Annotated in this window: 15 protein-coding genes; 7 read left to right on the top strand and 8 right to left on the bottom strand. The window is 35.0% G+C overall.

Going from position 1 to position 18,104, the window contains the following annotated elements; genetic code table 11:
- Nucleotides 1-9: 9 nt before the first annotated feature.
- The 3 genes from DF185_RS05935 to DF185_RS05945 form a co-directional block, all read right to left on the bottom strand.
- Nucleotides 10-2,001, bottom strand: coding sequence for a hypothetical protein (locus tag DF185_RS05935; RefSeq protein ID WP_165835955.1), 1,992 nt, complete (start codon nt 1,999-2,001; stop codon nt 10-12).
- 160 nt (nt 2,002-2,161) lie between these two features.
- Entirely contained in the window at nt 2,162-2,644 is a 483-nt protein-coding gene (locus DF185_RS05940; protein WP_110359818.1) for a YciI family protein, read from the bottom strand.
- A gap of 199 nt (nt 2,645-2,843) precedes the next feature.
- The gene (locus DF185_RS05945; RefSeq protein WP_110359819.1) at nt 2,844-3,728 is read right to left on the bottom strand and encodes a DMT family transporter; all 885 of its coding nucleotides are present in this window, start codon (nt 3,726-3,728) and stop codon (nt 2,844-2,846) included.
- Between the two features lie 379 nt (nt 3,729-4,107).
- On the opposite strand from DF185_RS05945, the gene DF185_RS05950 reads away from it, so the two are divergent.
- The 4 genes from DF185_RS05950 to DF185_RS05965 all read left to right on the top strand — a co-directional run bounded on the left by DF185_RS05950 (nt 4,108) and on the right by DF185_RS05965 (nt 10,143).
- Nucleotides 4,108-6,468 carry a TonB-dependent receptor gene (locus DF185_RS05950; RefSeq protein ID WP_110359820.1) on the top strand — a complete coding sequence of 787 codons (2,361 nt, stop codon included), beginning with the start codon at nt 4,108-4,110 and terminating at the stop codon, nt 6,466-6,468.
- Between the two features lie 124 nt (nt 6,469-6,592).
- On the top strand, nt 6,593-7,192 hold the full coding sequence (locus DF185_RS05955; RefSeq protein ID WP_207784591.1) for an RNA polymerase sigma-70 factor: 600 nt from the start codon (nt 6,593-6,595) through the stop codon (nt 7,190-7,192).
- 85 nt (nt 7,193-7,277) lie between these two features.
- The gene (locus DF185_RS05960; RefSeq protein ID WP_110359822.1) at nt 7,278-8,303 is read left to right on the top strand and encodes a FecR family protein; all 1,026 of its coding nucleotides are present in this window, start codon (nt 7,278-7,280) and stop codon (nt 8,301-8,303) included.
- Nucleotides 8,296-10,143 (top strand): carboxypeptidase regulatory-like domain-containing protein, encoded by a 1,848-nt coding sequence (locus tag DF185_RS05965; protein ID WP_110359823.1) that lies wholly within the window; start codon nt 8,296-8,298, stop codon nt 10,141-10,143. Before DF185_RS05960 ends, DF185_RS05965 begins: the two co-directional genes overlap by 8 nt.
- 431 nt (nt 10,144-10,574) lie before the next feature.
- Here DF185_RS05965 and DF185_RS05970 read toward each other — a convergent pair whose 3' ends face one another.
- A complete protein-coding gene (locus DF185_RS05970) occupies nt 10,575-11,369 on the bottom strand; it encodes a hypothetical protein (protein ID WP_110359824.1) in 795 nt (264 codons plus the stop codon).
- 214 nt (nt 11,370-11,583) lie between these two features.
- On the opposite strand from DF185_RS05970, the gene DF185_RS05975 reads away from it, so the two are divergent.
- Nucleotides 11,584-12,888, top strand: a complete 1,305-nt coding sequence (locus DF185_RS05975) for a dicarboxylate/amino acid:cation symporter (protein WP_110359825.1) — start codon at nt 11,584-11,586, stop codon at nt 12,886-12,888.
- Nucleotides 12,889-12,926: 38 nt separating this feature from the next.
- On the opposite strand, the gene dapA is transcribed toward DF185_RS05975, so the two are convergent.
- Nucleotides 12,927-13,841 (bottom strand): 4-hydroxy-tetrahydrodipicolinate synthase, encoded by a 915-nt coding sequence (dapA, locus tag DF185_RS05980; RefSeq protein WP_165835956.1) that lies wholly within the window; start codon nt 13,839-13,841, stop codon nt 12,927-12,929.
- Nucleotides 13,842-14,127: 286 nt separating this feature from the next.
- Between dapA and DF185_RS05985 the strand changes: the two genes are divergently transcribed.
- A complete protein-coding gene (locus DF185_RS05985; protein WP_110359827.1) occupies nt 14,128-14,787 on the top strand; it encodes an aspartate kinase in 660 nt (219 codons plus the stop codon).
- A 165-nt stretch (nt 14,788-14,952) separates the two neighbouring features.
- Here the strand turns inward: DF185_RS05985 and DF185_RS05990 are convergent, their stop codons facing one another.
- Genes DF185_RS05990 through DF185_RS06000 form a run of 3 tightly spaced genes read right to left on the bottom strand, consistent with a single transcriptional unit; the run spans nt 14,953 to nt 17,438 of the window.
- Entirely contained in the window at nt 14,953-15,438 is a 486-nt protein-coding gene (locus DF185_RS05990) for a YchJ family protein (protein WP_110359828.1), read from the bottom strand.
- Nucleotides 15,439-15,440: 2 nt separating this feature from the next.
- Entirely contained in the window at nt 15,441-16,295 is an 855-nt protein-coding gene (locus tag DF185_RS05995; protein ID WP_110359829.1) for a hypothetical protein, read from the bottom strand.
- Nucleotides 16,296-17,438, bottom strand: a complete 1,143-nt coding sequence (locus tag DF185_RS06000) for an MFS transporter (RefSeq protein ID WP_110359830.1) — start codon at nt 17,436-17,438, stop codon at nt 16,296-16,298.
- 148 nt (nt 17,439-17,586) lie between these two features.
- On the opposite strand from DF185_RS06000, the gene DF185_RS06005 reads away from it, so the two are divergent.
- A complete protein-coding gene (locus DF185_RS06005; RefSeq protein ID WP_110359831.1) occupies nt 17,587-18,102 on the top strand; it encodes a nitroreductase family protein in 516 nt (171 codons plus the stop codon).
- The last annotated feature ends 2 nt before the right edge of the window (nt 18,103-18,104 follow it).

Genomic DNA, 18,104 nt, shown 5'->3' on the forward strand with positions numbered 1-18,104 from the left:
TGGTTAGAATTAATTTCCTAGCCAATATTTTCTCAAAAACCATTCCAAAATCATTAATATGATAATAAAACTTAATAAATATATTAAACTTACTGCATTACCATAATTAGATTCATAAGAAATTGTTGGTTTTATATATATATCATTCAAAAAGTGAGTTTTTATCTTCTGAGAATCAAAACTACCAAAGTAGGTTCCATTCGTACTCTCTGATATTTGTTTTAATGTTATAGTTTCCGCTTGCAGCTTTTTCGATTCAATATTATTGGAACGAACAATAAATTCTCCAGAACGCTCTAAATTCTCACTTAATCCAACCGTTTGAACTTTATAATTGTATCTCCCATTCTTTAAACTATTGATAGTTAAAGTATAATCATTTTCCTCTCTTGAAAACTGATAATTATATGTCTTTCCATCTTCATTAGTTAATACAAATCGAAGGTCTACTTTGTTTATTAATTCATAACTCTCATTGTACAATTCAGCTTGAATGTTTACCTGATTCCCTTCTGCAAAGTCTTTATCGTGTCTAATAACCAACTGATCCTTCTTCTCTTTTAAAGCCAAATATTGGATGGTTCTATTGACAATATCATTAAAATGGGCATTTGAATCAAACAATTGAAATTCAGCCAATTTCCAACGCCAAATCCCTTCACCAAATATCCAACCTACTTTTCGATCTTCCACAGAACCGAATGCGATTAATGGATATTGAGTATCTACTCCTTTTATTTTTTGATAAGCCAATATTTGCGATTCATTGTTCAAATTAATATCGCCAAAAGGAATAAGAATCGGTGGCAATTTCTCAAATACATTCTTCTCTTTCGATTGTAGATTAAACAACGAGAAATTCTGATTCTCCAAATAAACAGCATCCTGATAATATTCATTTTCACTATTTAAACGAACTCCCAGACTTAAAAAATTCAATGAATTTAAATCTGAATTTACCCCCACAACAATTAAAGTTGGAGTTTTAGACAGCTCAATTTTCTTGAACAAATCCTGATAACTATTTCGTTTGGATGGTATTTGGTATAAGACTATCAAATTGGTTTCTTCTAAACTTAACTGACTCTGATTTAAATTGACCAATTCACAATCAAAATTAGAGTTCTCTAAAATTGCTGATTTAACAGCTGCAATATCTGGGTGATATTGATCGAAAGCAAGAACAATTTTTCTTTTAGAATCCAAAATATCGACAACAAAATCGGCAACATTATTTTTTAAAGTATATTCTTCAATAGAAGAACTTACTTTAACACTATATTTTTGCAAGCCTTTTTGCTCTAGATCCAACAAATAATCTTTTTCCAGATAAAAATTATCGCTTGCTACTTTTATTTCATCTTGCAACAGTAGTTTAGCCTTATTTTTTATCTCGACAAGAAGCTTTTTGTTTTTAAAGTTTAAAGCCTTAACTCCTACTTTTATTGGCAGTTTGGTATTTGTAAAACCAATTCGATTAGATTTTAATGAGTAAATCGAAACATCATTAATTTCCAATGTATCTCCCAGCTGAATAGTATGAATTGGCATTCCAATTTCAGAACTTAGATAACGAGGATTCGACCCCGAATTGTATAAACCATCGCTAGCCAAAAGCATTTGAACATTTTCCAGATTTCCATAATTGTCTTTTACAAACTGAAACAAGGAAGAAAAATCGGTTAAAGGTGAAGTAAAATCAAATTCTGATAAGGCCGTAACCTTTTTACCAAAACTTAAAGGTCTCACTTCGTAATCATCTTGCAAGGAAGCTATCAGTTCATTTAAATCAGAAGGGTATTCATTCAAATAATAAGATGAGTCCTGGCCCATTTTTAAGGACATTGAATTATCCTGAGCAACAATTAAAACTGGTTTATTTTCAATTCGCTTTTGGTACCTTATTCTTGGACCTATTAATAAAAACAGCAATAAAAAAACAACTAAAAAACGTAAACTAGCAAGTATTACAGTTTTCCAAACAGTTATTTCTTTTATCAATCTTTGTTTGTAAAAATATAGGCGATATACAATTGCTATCGAAAGCAAAAATATCGGTAATATCCACCACAATGAGTATTCGGTAACCAGAGAAATATCCAACTTTATTCTTTTTTATGTAGCAAATGTAATAAACTATTCTTTATACAGCGTATTTACTCTATTGTTCACTTACATTTTGCTTTTGCAAACTCTTGTGAAGTTCATTAATCTGTTTCAAAGCCGCAGAACCATACCATGGATGTAATTCCATTACCAGTCTACCTGCTTTTATTGCTGGATCCGTCTCTGTTAAAGCCTGTGCTTCCTCAATGGTTTCAACATTAAAAACATAAATTCCTCTAATTACGCCATCATCGAAAAATGGACCTGCCAAAACCAATTTACCTTCTTCTGCCAATCTTTCAATGTTTTCCAAATGAGCTTTCTGTAACTTTGCTGCTTCAATAGAATCTTGACTGCGAACTGGCCCTCGTTTTAAAAATGCCATAACATACTTACTCATACCATACTGATCGGCTTTCAATTGAGTTGCTAATTCAGCATTATATCCATTTTTTACTTTATTCTCATTTGATTGGTTAGATGAACACGACAAAAAGATACCAAAGGCAGCAAACAGCCCATATTTTATAAGTTTCATAGCTATTATTTTATTCTGATTGATTCTAAAAAAGCAAGATAATTAAACTTTTAAACTTCTTTAACACTTTTTCGCAGTGCTTAACCGTTTTTGAGCCTACATTTGTACTATAACAAAACAGAAAAGTGGTTTTTTCATAGAGTTATAGGGTTATAAAGTGAATATAGAAAAGTCGGGGTGGTTCCCGACTTTTTTGTTTCTAGTATTTTCCAATCCTCAGAAGAACCTTTACATCTCTCCACTTTAATTCTGCAAACAGAATGCCCACAAATATTAACAATCCTCCTAAAATGGTTTTCTCTGTAAGCTCTTCATTCAAATAAAAGAAAGCGGTAATGGCTGCAAATAAAGGCTCAAAAGAGAAAATAATAGAGGTGGTAATTTCTGAAATATACTTTTGATAGTAATTCTGTACGGTATACATGAAAGCTGTTGCAAATAATGCTGTGAATAGAATTGCTTGCCATAACTTGTATTGTGTTGGAACAAACAACTCTCCATTAATCCCTGCATATGTAGTGCAAACAATCCCAACAATCAAAAACTGTGTTACCGAAAGTAAAATTCCATCACATTTACGACTTATTTTACCAACCATGATAATGTAGATCGCAAACAAAATGGCGGAAAAGAACACCCAAGAATCGCCAATATTTAAATCTAAACTACTACTTAAAGTCAACATCGCCAATCCAATTGTTGCCATCAGAACCGCAATAAAAATATTACTGGATGGTAATTTTCGCTGAATGATTGAGAGAATTACAGGAACAAATACCACCGAAAGCCCAGTTATGAAACCTCCTTTTGATGCGCTGGTATACTGTAAACCGATAGTTTGTGCCAGAAAACTAGATAGCAATGGCAAAGACATTAATGCTCCATACTTTAATGTTGTTCTATCCAATCGCTTAATCCTTTTAATAAAGATCAAAGCCAGAACAAATCCTGCCAACAAGAATCGATATCCCAAAAATCCAGCTACACTCATTAATGACACAGCATCCTTAATGAAAACAAAGGTCATTCCCCAGAAAATGGTTCCCAAAAGAAGTAGAAAAATTGCTTTAAATTTTAAACTCATCACAAATAAATTTTAAAATCAATAATCAAATTAGCTTCCATTGAAGTGAATCTCCGATGCGAGATACAACATCTCTTTCAGATTGAAATCGACAAATACTCTAATACATGTTTGAATTAATCGCACCAATACAGCTTCACAAATCAATGATTCAACAATGAAGCTATGGTACACAGAGAAGGTCTGTGATGAGATAAGGTAATATTCAAAGTCTTCCATAGCAGGAATATCACCCAATAGTAACACCCAATCTGCTGCGAATATATACTTTTTTTATCTCGGACAAAAAAATCAAAAAAAATATATTTCCCGATGGGGGTATGTTTCAGCTCAATTGTCTTCCTCATGATTTTAATAATATTCATCAGATTAAAAATTCATGAAAACGCTACATCGCATTGTAATTCTCCTTTTTTTACTCCTGGGAAAATCTACTGTTTATGCATTGAACTTCAACTCTCAATACTATCAAACCATACGAGGGAAAGTTATTGACCACGAAACCAAGCAATCCCTTATTGGAGCTAATATTGTTATCCTAAACTCTGATCCCTTTAAAGGAACAGCCAGCGATATAGATGGAAACTTTATTATAGAAAGGGTTGAAATTGGAAGAGTTTCTCTTCACGTTAGCTGTATGGGGTACGAGGCCAAAACGATTGCCAATCTGGAAATTGGTTCAGCCAAGGAGGTAGTACTGGAAATTGAATTGGTAGAGTTTGTCACAAACATTCAGGAAGTGAAAGTCTATCCGAAAACTGCCAAACACGAAACATTGAATAAGATGGCAAGTGTAAGCGGACAAGCTTTTACGGTGGAAGAAACAAGTAGATATTCCGGAGCCTTAAACGATCCTGCAAGAATGGTTTCAGCCTACGCTGGTGTTTCAGGAGATGGAGAAGGTTCAAATGAAATCATCGTAAGAGGAAATTCTCCCAAAGGAATTCAGTGGAGATTGGAAGGAATAGAAATTCCAAACCCAAATCATTTTGCCGATGAAGGTTCTTCTGGGGGAGCTGTAAATGCACTAAACAGCAATTTGCTTCGCAATTCTGATTTCTTCACAGGAGCTTTCACGGCAGAATATGGAAATGCCTACTCTGGAATCTTCGATATCAATTTGCGATCGGGAAACAACGCCAAACACGAGCAAGCATTTGGTTTCAGTACCATGGGAATTGATTTCACCCTTGAAGGCCCACTAAAAAAAGGCTATTCCGGTTCCTATCTGGCCAATTATCGTTACTCATCTCTGGCACTACTGAACAATGCTGGGATCATCGACTTTGATGGCATCCCAAAATATCAGGATGGTTCTTTTAAAATAGTTTTGCCTACACAAAAGGCTGGTAAGTATACCATTTTTAGTCTGTTTGGAAAAAACAACATGCTCAACAAGGAAGAGAATGATGATGAAACCATTACTCTGGGTGAGAATAACTACGAAGCCGATTTAAGTGTTATTGGAATTTCTAATCTCTTGCCATTAGGTAAAAAATCCTACCTTAAAAACACAATTGCATGGTCAGCAACCAATAGCAAATATCAATCAGATGTACTTGCTGATGACAACAAGATGTATACTGCTTTGCAGGAAGAATATCAACATGATTACCTAAAGTTCAATTCTACTTTTAATACAAAGTTGAATGCCAAAAACAGTTTGAAAGCAGGATTCAAGTACACTCGTTTGGGTTTTGATATCAATAGCAGAAATGATTTTAAAAATACTGGAACATTCATTACTGATGTTGACTCAGATGGCAATTCTCACTTCATCCAGTCTTTTGTGAACTGGAAGTATAGAATTACATCCAAATTGAGTCTGGTATCCGGAGTAAATACAAGCTATTTTGCGCTAAATGATGATTACAACATAGAACCTCGTGTTGGCTTGAAGTACAAATTTCTTCCCAACCAATCCCTTTCATTCGGATTTGGAGTACACAGCAAATTAGAGAGTCTTTCAACCTATTTCATTCAATTGAATGATAAGAACAATACTCCTTCTACGCCTAACAAAGATTTGAAAATGAGTAAAGCCAGACACTATGTTCTAGCTTACAACAATCAATTGAATCGCAACTTGCACTTAAAAGTAGAAACTTACTACCAGGATTTGTATGATTTGGCTGTAGAAAATGATCCTAACAGTAAAATCGTACTTCAAGACATTAAAGAAGGCTTGGCTGATTATGATTTTGTGAACGAAGGTACTGGCAAAAACTATGGAGTGGAACTTTCACTGGAACGATTCTTCCACAATAATTACTATTATCTCTTCACCGGTTCACTGTACCAATCGAAATTTACAGCATTGGATGGTATTGAACGAGATTCCAGATACAATGGAAATTACACGGCCAATCTTTTAATTGGGAAAGAATACAAAGTGGGCAATAAAGGGCTAAACAGAATTGGTTGGAATGCAAAAGCTACCTATCGTGGTGGTCAATACTACACTCCTGTTGATTTGGCAAAAAGCCAGGAAGCCGGAGAAACCATATACAAAGCGAATAGTGAGCTTACAAAGCAGGGAGATGACCTGTTCATCTTGAACCTAACTTTCAACTACAAGATCAATAGAAAAAAAACACGCCATGAATTCAAATTAGACTTGAAAAACGCAAGCAATAATCAGGCAAAGATATTGGAACGGTACAATAAGGCTACCCGAGAAATAGAAGATGGTGAACAGTTGTCGCTCTTACCAAGTTTGTATTACATTTTATATTTCTAGATGATGAATTAGCAAACTCGATCATAAACAAAACGAACCACACAGGAATTGGTAGAATCCATATCCCTGTGTGGCTTCTGTATTTATAACATTTACTTTATCAAACTTAAAAAATCGTCTACCTTTGCTTCTACTAACTAGTTTAACATTGACCACACCGCAAACAACATATTCTGATTGCATTAGCAGAGAAGATTTCGAAAGCCTGTTCAACGACCACTATAGTCGTTTGTGTGCTTATGCCTATAACTTTCTAAAGGAACAGGAAGGATCAGAAGAAATCGTACAGGAAGTATTCTTCAAATTGTGGATCAACAGAAAGGATATTGTCATAGAGAGCTCCATGGAATCCTACCTGTATCGTGCTGTTCGAAACGCAAGTCTTAACCTCATCAAACACATTAATATTCGAGAAAAGTACAAGGAGTACAATCAAGAAGAAATAAAGTATGATGAGCAAATTGATAGAGATCCTATGAATGCTTCGGAACTGGAATTAAAAATAAGAGCCAGCATTGACCTGCTTCCCGAACAGCGGAAGAAGATCTTTATATTGAGTAGGTATGAACAATTAAAATACAGAGAAATAGCAGAACAACTGGGTATATCAGTAAAGACTGTAGAAAATCAGATGGGGAAAGCTCTAAAATTTCTTCGAGAAGAATTGGCCGACTACCTCCCACTGATTGTATTGTTTTTCAATCATTTTTTCAATGGCGAATAGGGTTAAAACCTTTGCCAATTGTCTTACTTGTGAAGAACACACGACACCAAATATACCATAGCTCAATAACAGAAATTAATTGTACATGAAAAGTGACAACCAACATATAGATGATACATTACTGGCCAAGTTTCTTTTGGGTGAAACCAATCAAAAGGAACAAAGGCTTATTATAGATTGGATAGATGAGAAGGAAGAAAATCGCAAACATCTTGACCAACTGGAAAACCTTTGGCTGGAAAGTGGGAAACTTAAACCGCGCCCAATACCAGTCAATAAAAAACTGGCATGGTCCATCCTATCCAAACGAATGGATGAACATGAGGCAAGCCTCTCTCCTACAATCCCAAAACACTCAAAATTTAAAATTGCAATTTACACGTCCATAGCAGCATCAATACTGGCTTTAATTGGAATTTTCAACTGGTATACTAAGGATACAGATCAAAGTGATCAATTCTTATTGGCTAATAATACGAATGAAACGCTGAAAGAAATCCTACCAGATGGATCAGAAATCTACTTGAATGAATCTGCTAAAATCTCTTATGAGTCTACAGATAAAAATCAAAGAATCGTAAATCTTGAAGGAGAAGCATTCTTCAATGTCAAAAGAGACACCTCGCAACCTTTCATTGTTCATGCAGGAATAGGAGGTGTAAAAGTGCTGGGAACAAGTTTCCAGGTAAAACGGAAGAAGAACGGCGACATTGCTGTTGATGTTAGTTCAGGTAAAGTGGAACTCTTCCGTCCTAACAAGGCAAAAACAGATACACTTCATCTAATTCTGATTAAAGATGAAGGTGGATTAATATCAAATGAGCAAGATACCATCATTCGTGTGTCCAGCAACTCTTCAGCCTTTTTCTGGGTAGACAAGAGACTATCCTTCAGAAACAAACAACTAAAAGAAGTATTTAAGGTTTTGGAAGCCTGTTACGATATTGAAATCATTTCTGATGATCCAAAAATTAATGCCAAATATTACACTTCATCCTTTATTGATAATGATGCCGAAGAGGTAATTAAGGTGATATCAGATACCTACAAGTTATCCTACACTAAAGAAGACAACACATTCACTTTATTTAGCCCACAAACCAATGAATAGAATAATATATATCACCATATTAATCGCCTGCATTTTCCTGAACGTGAAGATACAGGCTCAGAACTTTTTAGAAAAAGAAATTCTTGTTGAAGTCAAGAACCAAAGCACCGAATCAACCATGTTTATTTTGGAAAAGCTGGGTGGCTTCAACTTCTCCTACGATGCCATGCTTTTAGATCCAACTAAAATGGTTTCGATAGAAGGCAAACGAGCTAGTTTGGAAGAGATTTTGGATGAACTCTTTCAAGGCAGATTTACCTACAAAGTGATTGGTTCGCATGTCATTCTTCAAGCAAAAAACAAAGATAGGCTGAACGATACCATGTGGATCTTATCAGGTATCATTACTGATTCCAATGGCAATCCTCTGGAAAATGCCATTGTATACGAGGTCAACAGACAGGCTTCCTTTATTACCAATCCTGATGGGAAGTACATGCTTCGTTTGGAGGGAGATCAGCCTTTGGGCATCAACTTTAGTTGTAAGGGATATCAGGATACCATTGCCTATGCCAGTGCAGATCAAACCAAAAATCTAAACATTGCTCTTCACCCATGGCAAGCTGAGAGTATTTTTAAAGAGCATCCTACATTCTCTCAAAGTCTGCGCCCCAAGCACAAGGCAATCAATTGGGCCTATACCGAAAAGGAGTTGGAAGATTTGGCTATGGTTAACCTTATGGTTCCTGGAAAAACACTTTATGTATCGAACAATTTGAATGTACAAGAAGTTCGCTTTGCCCAGGTTTCCTTCATTCCTTCATGGGGAACAAACCGCCTAACCAATGGTTTGGTTACCAACAAATATTCCCTGAATATTATTGCTGGATACTCTGCCAATATTGATGGTGTTGAAATTGGTGCAGTTGCCAATATTATCAGACAAGAAATGAATGGTGTGCAGATTGGTGGTGCTGTAAATGTGGTTGGCGAAGATGTAAATGGCGTACAAGTAGCTGGTGCTGTAAATACCAACCTTGGCGATATGGATGGTGTACAAGTAGCTGGTGCTGTCAATCGTGTGAAAGGCGATATCAATGGATTGCAGATTAGTGGAACCATAAATACTGCAGCGGTAAAATCAGCTGATAGCCTATCTCTGAAAGGCTGGAATGGCCAGGTAAGTGGTGGAATTAACCTACATGGTGGAGAACGAATTAACCTACAGGTATCTGGAGCTTACAATCAAGCCAATTCGGTTGATGGACTTCAGCTGTCTGGGGCAGTCAATTACGTTAAAGGAACCGTGAATGGTCTACAGGTCACAGGTCTTTACAATCACACCTATAAGCTAAGAGGAATTCAGTTTGGATTGATCAATCATGCAGACACCATTGAAAATGGCTTCCCTATCGGTTTGGTCAATATCATCAGAAATGGATATCAGAAATGGGAAATCTCAACCGATGAAACCTTCTACGTGAATGCTGCTTATAAAACCGGAGGTAAGAATCTATACAGCTTTTTGAAAATTGGTGCAGGAAAATACCTGAATGCTGCCTATGGTATTGGTTATACCACCAATCCACAACGCAAATTCTCAGTAAATCTGGATTTATCGGGCTCTGCTCTTTTCAATACCGATTCCGACTACGATGTGTTTGCTGGAGATATTTGGCGCGCTCAATTGGGTTTCAACTTTAAAGTATCAAACAAGATGTTGATCACTACCGGACCATCCTACAACTTCTGTAGTCCCGATAAAAAACAAAAACAGGTGGTCAATAACAGTTTATCGAGTAGTAGTTCCCCATTTTATGGGAATTACCATTTAGACAAGGCGGTAAGTACGCTGGATAATCAGTTTTGGTTTGGTTGGCAGTTTGGAGTGAGGTTCTAAAATTGCACCTCACCTAACTTATATTCCCCATAAGGAAGTGATTAAGTACATAAGTGTATTACTTTGAATAAATCTTGAAAGGTCTTGATGCAAAAACGAAAGGTTTTGGTTAAATCATCAAACACTTCATTAATTTATTAAAGGCTTTGATAAAATAACGAAAGCTTGAATAAGAATCTTGAAAAATCTTAATTTAAAAACGAAAGGTCTTGGTAAATTCATCAAACGTTTCATATTTTTTTAAAAAAACTTTGATAAAATAACGAAAGCTTGAATAAAAATCTTGAAAGCTCTTAATGTAAAAACGAAAGGCCTTGGTAAAATCATCAAACGTTTCATAAATTTATTAAAGGCTTTGATAAAATAACGAAAGCTTTATATTAATTATTAAGCCATTAAAACGTTTTGTCCCTAAAAAATTGGTTTGCCAATTAAATATCAAACCCGGGGCGCACAAAGTTTCTTGCCTCTGGAAATACTTCCTCTACCAAAGTTCTTAAACCCGAAAGGAGAAGTAATATTGGCAACATTCTATCTTCTGCTCCTGGAAATTGGTGCATGTAACTTGTCCATGCATCAATCGAATTGTCTATTGAAATTAGGGCTACTTTTGCCGAAGCTATGCAGTCGTGGGCATAAAAATCATTTCCTGTCTCTTCTGTATTGGCCTTACTTCGAAGTGCTCTAAATAGTTTACTTGGAATGATAAACTGAAACCAACGGATAATTTCAGATTTGTCGAAAACCAGCAATTCAGCATCACTCATCTCTTCTTCTTCCTTAAAATCAAAAATTTCTTTTAAAGAGTGAGAACCTATGTACAAAAGAGATTCAAAATCAGCAAACCAGGCATCAACCAATTCCGAATACTTATCAGCCTGAAGCATCAATTGACTTTTAAAAATCAACTCGTCTTTTTCTTCCTCCTCTTCGGCATCAAAATCTTCTGATTGCTGTGGCAACTCCATACCCAAATCTTTTGCCGCCTGGTTCAATAACTCCATACTTAATTGAAACATTTCATCCAAATTCTCCATTGCTGATGAAGCTTCTGCTTCAGTATCATGTTCAGTTGGTTTTATATCAGGAACCCCCTCTTCCATCATCTTAAAATTAAGACAATTGGAAGTAAACTTGCAACGCTCACACCATCCATCACAGTAATTGTAAATTCCGGGAATTAGGTTAGGATTTTGTATTAGTGCAAAGAGTAAATCTTTATTCATTGAGTATAGTGATCTTAAGTAATAGCATAATAAACAGAAACAATACAGTTTACATATTTTTTATCAAAAATAATTGACATTCTTGACTCAATAGTTTATGTTATGAATGTAATGTTTCATTCAAATTAAATTTTCGCTTTGGCGTAAGCCTGGCTTCTTTTTCACACAAAACCTATTGTACTAATTATTGTTCATTTTGTTGCATAAAAATCTAATGTTTTTTAAAAATAAAAATAACACCTCAAATTCCAATAATGCTAATGCTCTTCTTATCAGCATTATGATTGCCATTTTCTTGGGTTTCTTAATTGGTGGATTATTTCCAGAAATGTCTTTAAAATTCTCAATATTTGGCGAAATCTTCTTAAATATTCTGATGATGCTGGTGGTTCCAATGGTAATACTCTCTATGCTGGTAGGCATTTCAAAACTGGATAATCTTCGTAGTTTGGGTAAAATTGGCAGTAAAACTCTGGTTTATTATCTCTCTACAACTGCAATATCAGTTTGTTTAGGAATCGTTTTGGTTAATTTAATTCAACCAGGAAGTGGATTAAACATTCAGTTACCTGAAGATTCAAATCAATACATATCAAAAAGCACAGCAATATCTGAAACATTAAAGCAGCTAATTGTTGGAAACCCAGAACAGGAACAACAAGGATTGATTGCCTACAATTTATTCCTTGCCATGGCAAAAATGGACATATTGCCTCTTATCGTCTTTTCTCTGTTTTTTGGTGCATCTTTATCTTCGCTAGGCAAAAAGGCAAAGAAAACCATTCAGTTTCTATCCGTTTTAAACGATGGAATCATGCAATTGGTTAATTGGGTAATGTATATTGCTCCTCTTGGTATTTTTGGATTAATTACAGCCAGAATTGGTAAGGCTGGAGGTTATGAAGGTTTTCTTCCTGAATTGATATCCCTTGGTAAATTTAGTCTGACTGTACTCTTAGGCTTATCTATTCATGCATTACTTGTTTTGTGCTTACTCTTGAAGTTTATTGGTAAAAGAAACCCCATAAATTTTGCAAAAGGGGTTGCTACAGCACTAATGAATGCTTTCTCAACAGCATCGAGTACGGCAACTCTCCCGCTAACACTACAAGGTGTACAGCAGCAAAATAAGATATCAAAAAAGACAAGTAATTTTGTTCTCCCCTTAGGAGCTACAATAAACATGGATGGTACTGCCATATATGAAGCTGTAGCAGCTATTTTTATAGCTCAATTGTATGGTTTGGAACTGAGTTTTGCGCAACAAACAGTTATTTTCCTCACTGCAACCCTCGCCGCTATTGGAGCAGCCGGTATTCCCGAGGCAGGATTAGTTACTATGGTAATTGTTTTGAAAGCTGTTCATCTTCCTATTGAAGGAATTGGATTAATTTTAACAATTGATTGGTTATTGGATCGATTCAGAACAACTGTAAATGTTTGGGGAGATAGTGTTGGTGCTGCAATCATCGAAAGGTACGAAAACAAAGAAACCACCTCTGATGAGATGGTTTCCTGATAATATTTCAAGGGGGAGAAATATAATCAATGAATTACTTACAATTCTTCAATTTCTGTCATATATGTGTTTGTTTGTACCAATAGTTTTTGTAGTTCTACCATTAATTTAGTTTTGTTCTCATCCTCCATTCTACTCATTGGAGAACGGAATTCTTCCTGTACTTTTCCCATCAAGCTTAAACCGGTTTTTACAGGTATTGGATTAGATTCAATAAAACAAAGCTGAATGATATTTAAATATTTTAAGTGTAATTCTCGTGCAGTAATTAAATCACCTGTTAAAGCAGCACTTATTAAGTCATGAAACTCTTTTGGAAACAAGTTTGCAACAACCGAAATAACACCATCAGCTCCCAAGCAAACTGCAGGAAAAGCAAGGGCATCATCACCAGAAAATACCATAAATTCTTTAGGCTTATCGCGTAAAATACAAGCCATTTGTTCAAGATTTCCTGATGCTTCTTTTATACCGGCAATATTTTCAATCTCATTTGCTAACTCAACTACCAAATCAGCTGGAATATTAGATGCAGTTCTTCCTGGAACATTATACATGATAACGGGAACTGAAATTGCACTTGCAACCTGAATAAAATAGTCTTTTAAACCTTTTCGGGTAGGCTTGTTGTAATAGGGAGATACTACCAATACAGCATCTGCACCTAAAGTTTCTGCCATTTGAGAATTCGCTACAGCTACACTTGTAGAGTTTGATCCGGTCCCTGCTATAACAGGGATGCGTTTATTCACCTTATCAATAACGAATTTGATAACCTCAGAATATTCTTCTTTAGATAATGTTGCTGCTTCACCTGTGGTTCCACAAACTACGATTCCATCCGATTGATTTTCAATATGAAATTCAATCAAATCACCTAAAGCTCTGTAATCAACACTTCCATTTTCGTTAAAAGGTGTTACAATCGCTACAATTGATCCTTGCCAATTCATTCTCATTTTTACTTTAATTCTTTTATACAGTTAAAAGAGCATTTAAAATAATCCCGATAAACTTCTGAAATCAGATAATCCAAATTAGAAACCTTCCCTCAAAAGATTACCGGTATTATTCTCCTTGATTAAAATCCTACTTGGTTAATGTAGGGTTGTGGTTTACGTGAGCAAATATAGATGCAGTAAATAAATCAATAAAATTTTTAGAAAATTTATTCAAAAATTCCACGTTTTGTGATAATTTCAACATCTTTGTGAGGAAATTCAACAAATATCAAGAAACATGATAACAATTCCACAAGTTGTAGAGAAAATTGTGAGTACTCAACCATTTTTGGCAGAGGCATTGGTCGAAGGATTAATTAACGTTTCTTCTTTAGCGCGCAAAATACAGAATCAAGTTGAAGATACCGTAAAAAAACCTGTAAAAATAGGTGCAATAATTATGGCTTTAAACAGATTGGCTCCAAACCTTGAGGTTAAAATCAATCCTGGCTTAAAAGATGTAATTACCAATGTAGGTGACATTATTGTACGCTCTAATTTGGTTGATTTCACCTATAAAAATTCTAATACTTTAATTGAAAAGCACACAGAACTTTTGCGTTCCATTGGTCCAAATCAGGAATTTTTCTACACCATGGTACAAGGTGTTTTTGAATCAAACCTGGTAGTTTCCGGATCCTTACAAGAAAAAGTAGAAGAAGCATTTACTGGCGAAGAACTAGTTGCCAAAAGTGAAAGACTATCTTCAGTAACATTAAAACTTCCTGCTACAAATGCTCAGCAATTGGGATTCTATTATTTTATTCTTAAAAATATTGCCTGGGCAGGAATAAATATCGAAGAAGTAGTATCAACGACTAATGAATTTACTTTAGTGGTTCACGATTCAGATATTGATAAAACATTTTCAGTTCTAAAAAACATGGGAAATAATTAATTAGTCTTTGTAAGAAAACTCCAAATACTGCGTTACTCTCGTTTTTGAAACAGTCATTTACAATCAGTAAACTTCCTTGGTTTCAAAAACTACGAAAGCCTTGTATTTGGAGTTTTCTTTTCAAATACAAGGCTTTCGCAGCTTTCTTAACAGAGGTATATTCCCCTAAATTTTACCAAAACAGCATTTCTTAAATTTCTTTCCACTGCCGCAATAGCATGGATCATTTCTATTTGGCAGCTTTGGTTTTATTTCTTTAGGATATTCCCCAGAAACATATACCCATTGCTCATTCTCCTTTTCGAAGAATGATTTTTCGTGTAAACACTGATCTATTCCTTCCTCCTTATAATAAGCTTTGAACTCAACATGTCCATTATTATCTGTTGAATTACCCTTAATGGTATTTACAACTTCTAATCGTTGCCATTCTACCGATTTAGCCCAATCTAAAATCTCTTCCGCTTGATTTACCGGACGAGTCTTCGATGAGTAGGTCTTCAAAATATAAGCGATATCTGCAATTACAAATGCAGAATAACGACTTCGCATTAATTCTTCGGCAGTTTCAGCTTTTTTATTTCCAGAGTGAATAGTTCCACAGCACTCCTCGTAAAAATTTGATTTGCCACAATAACAAGGTAAACTCATAACTATTTTTTATCGAATCCTTGAAAGAATTCATCCAGTTTATCGAAATCCTGTTCGCCAATTAATCCCAAGAATTTTGAAAACTCAGGAGTCAATGTAGTAAGAGCATCCTTAATTTTAAACATTGCATTGAATTCGGTAATGAATTCTGCTCGCATATCAAATGCACATACTAAGGTTTCGTAAAAAACTCTAAACAAACCAGCATTACTGTATAAAACCTGATCATCAATAGAAATTACTTTCATTAGATTCATCAACAAATCAAGGTTTTTAAGCTCTATGGCAACAGCAAATCCTTTTGTAAAGTTGGCAAATAGCATTTGTAAAGATTCCTTATCATTGTATTCAGGAATTGGAATTGGTGTAAACTTGCAATCATTGAATATTGCTAATGCCTCTTCCCTCTTTCCTGATGTTAGCAACATAAATGCCTTAACATTTATCAAACACAGGTGATAAAACTCTTGGTATTTGTCTTCTGGTAAGTCCTGAATAGCCTGATCCAAAACTTTTACACCTTCGCTCATGGCGTCTATAATCTTTTCATCGCCTCTTTTAAACGAAAACTCGGCCATAAATTGCAAGGCCCAATTTAATCCATAAACCCATTTCCCATTTTTAGAACACGAAGAATAACCTTTTCCATATTCCTCTACTGCTTCTTTCAATTCTCCGAATAAAGAAAATGCGCCTGCACGCAATTGTAGTATTTCCAAATAGTATGCTGCATCATCTTTCAAATTCTCCACTGAATTATCAGCCAAAAACTCTCTGATTAAACTTGGATTCTTCTCTTGAATACCTTTATTATACGATTCAATAAGAGCCTGATATATTTCTTTATTAGTCTGCATTTATATTGATTTTTTTACTTTTATTAATTGAACAAATCCTAAGGATATTACACTTAATACTGCTCCGGCCAAAAAAGGTATGTGTCTGTCAATCATCCAGAGCATTCCCCCTAACACAGGAATTACAACTGCCGAAATGTGATTAATGGTGAACCCAACCGCCATGGATGGTGCAATATCTTTTTGATCTCCGGTTTTCTGAAAATAAGTATTAATTCCCATTGAAAAACCAAAGAATATATGATCGATGATGTATAGGCCTGCAACAACCCAAGCATTATCGATAAAAGCATAGCCAAGGAAAACAAATATCAAGCTAATATACTCTGCCGATAACATTTTTCGCTCTCCAAATTTATTGATTCCCTTTGCAATATATGGCGAAATAAAGTAGGTAATGATATTATTCACCACAAATAAAACTGCGATATCCTGCACTGAATAACTGTATTTTTCAACAAGCATAAATACTGCAAAAACCACAAAAATCTGTCTTCTCGCACCACTTAAGAAATTAAGTACATAAAACAGCCAATATCTTTTTCGCAATACCATTCCTTTATTCTGAGGAATAATATTTTTATCTGCAGGATTCCAAAACAAAGCCCAAATACCTAATGCAAAAACAACAATTCCAATCAAAATAAAACTCGCCTGAAGTGACATCAAATGGGCAATTCCGTATATAAATGCTCCCATACTGACATTGGCTACTGCCGTCCAGCTCTTTTGCTTGGCAAATACCATAGGAGAATCCTCAAGAGAGAAATATTGTAAGGTTAAAGACTTGTTGGTGGTTTCGAAATAGTGAAATCCTACCGACATTATTAAGGTAGTAAAAACCAATCCCCAAAAGCTTGGAAAAAAGCCTGTACATGCAACACCAATACCGACAAATAAAACTGAAATTGCAGAAAGTTTATGTTCTTTTATTACAAAAAGTAGGTAAACCACCAATAAAGCCAAGAAACCAGGAATTTCCCTTACCGATTGAATGATACCAACTTGAAATCCATTAATTCCAACTTCGTCAACTGCCAAGTTATTAAACAGAGTTCTCCACCCTTGATGCCCAGCTGTTGCGGCTATTACCAGCAACATTAAATACTGGTACATGATATTTTTCTTCAAATCTTTGGTCATTCTAACCTCTCTATAAAAATGAGTGGCAAAGTTACTAAAATGCTTATTAATTCGAGTGTTTCTTGGCACATAGAATAGATTCTTTCAAGTTCTCTTTTCTTCTTTTTAAATAATTCTCAATTTTGTATTCAAATCAAACCTACAATACATGGATTTAAGAACAATTATAGAAAACCGTTACTCGGTTCGCTCATACCAACAAAAAGAAGTAGAGGAAGAAAAATTAATTAAAATACTGGAAGCGGGTCAACTCGCACCATCAGCTGTAAATAATCAACCTTGGCATTTTATAGTGGTACGTGAACCTGAGAATCATGCTAAATTTTCCGAAATCTACCACAGAGATTGGTTTAAAGAAGCTCCGGTTTACATTATTGTTTGTGGCGATCACAACACAGCATGGAAAAGAAAGGAAGATGGTAAAGATCATACCAATATTGATGCAGCAATTGCAATTGATCACATGACTTTACAAGCTACAGAATTGGGATTGGGAACTTGTTGGATTTGTAATTTCTATGTGAAAAAATGCAAAGAGTTCTTTCAATTGCCAGAACACATTGAACCCATTGCAATCTTATCACTAGGTTATCCAAACGATGATAAGATTCCTGTAAAAAAGCGTAAAGCTTTGGATGAGATTGTACATTGGGAAAAATTTTAAAG

Origin of the sequence: Marinifilum breve (genome assembly GCF_003202155.1) — a bacterium.
GTDB classification, from domain to species: Bacteria; Bacteroidota; Bacteroidia; order Bacteroidales; family Marinifilaceae; genus Marinifilum; species Marinifilum breve.

Coding starts and splice junctions, on each gene's coding strand:
- DF185_RS06005 (WP_110359831.1), top strand. CDS start 17,587: ATGGATTTAAGAACAATTATAGAAAACCGTTACTCGGTTCGCTCATAC.
- DF185_RS05960 (WP_110359822.1), top strand. CDS start 7,278: ATGAAAAGTGACAACCAACATATAGATGATACATTACTGGCCAAGTTT.
- dapA (WP_165835956.1), bottom strand. CDS start 13,841: ATGAATTGGCAAGGATCAATTGTAGCGATTGTAACACCTTTTAACGAA.
- DF185_RS05970 (WP_110359824.1), bottom strand. CDS start 11,369: ATGAATAAAGATTTACTCTTTGCACTAATACAAAATCCTAACCTAATT.
- DF185_RS05990 (WP_110359828.1), bottom strand. CDS start 15,438: ATGAGTTTACCTTGTTATTGTGGCAAATCAAATTTTTACGAGGAGTGC.
- DF185_RS05940 (WP_110359818.1), bottom strand. CDS start 2,644: ATGAAACTTATAAAATATGGGCTGTTTGCTGCCTTTGGTATCTTTTTG.
- DF185_RS05945 (WP_110359819.1), bottom strand. CDS start 3,728: ATGAGTTTAAAATTTAAAGCAATTTTTCTACTTCTTTTGGGAACCATT.
- DF185_RS05995 (WP_110359829.1), bottom strand. CDS start 16,295: ATGCAGACTAATAAAGAAATATATCAGGCTCTTATTGAATCGTATAAT.
- DF185_RS06000 (WP_110359830.1), bottom strand. CDS start 17,438: ATGACCAAAGATTTGAAGAAAAATATCATGTACCAGTATTTAATGTTG.
- DF185_RS05950 (WP_110359820.1), top strand. CDS start 4,108: ATGAAAACGCTACATCGCATTGTAATTCTCCTTTTTTTACTCCTGGGA.
- DF185_RS05985 (WP_110359827.1), top strand. CDS start 14,128: ATGATAACAATTCCACAAGTTGTAGAGAAAATTGTGAGTACTCAACCA.
- DF185_RS05965 (WP_110359823.1), top strand. CDS start 8,296: ATGAATAGAATAATATATATCACCATATTAATCGCCTGCATTTTCCTG.
- DF185_RS05975 (WP_110359825.1), top strand. CDS start 11,584: ATGTTTTTTAAAAATAAAAATAACACCTCAAATTCCAATAATGCTAAT.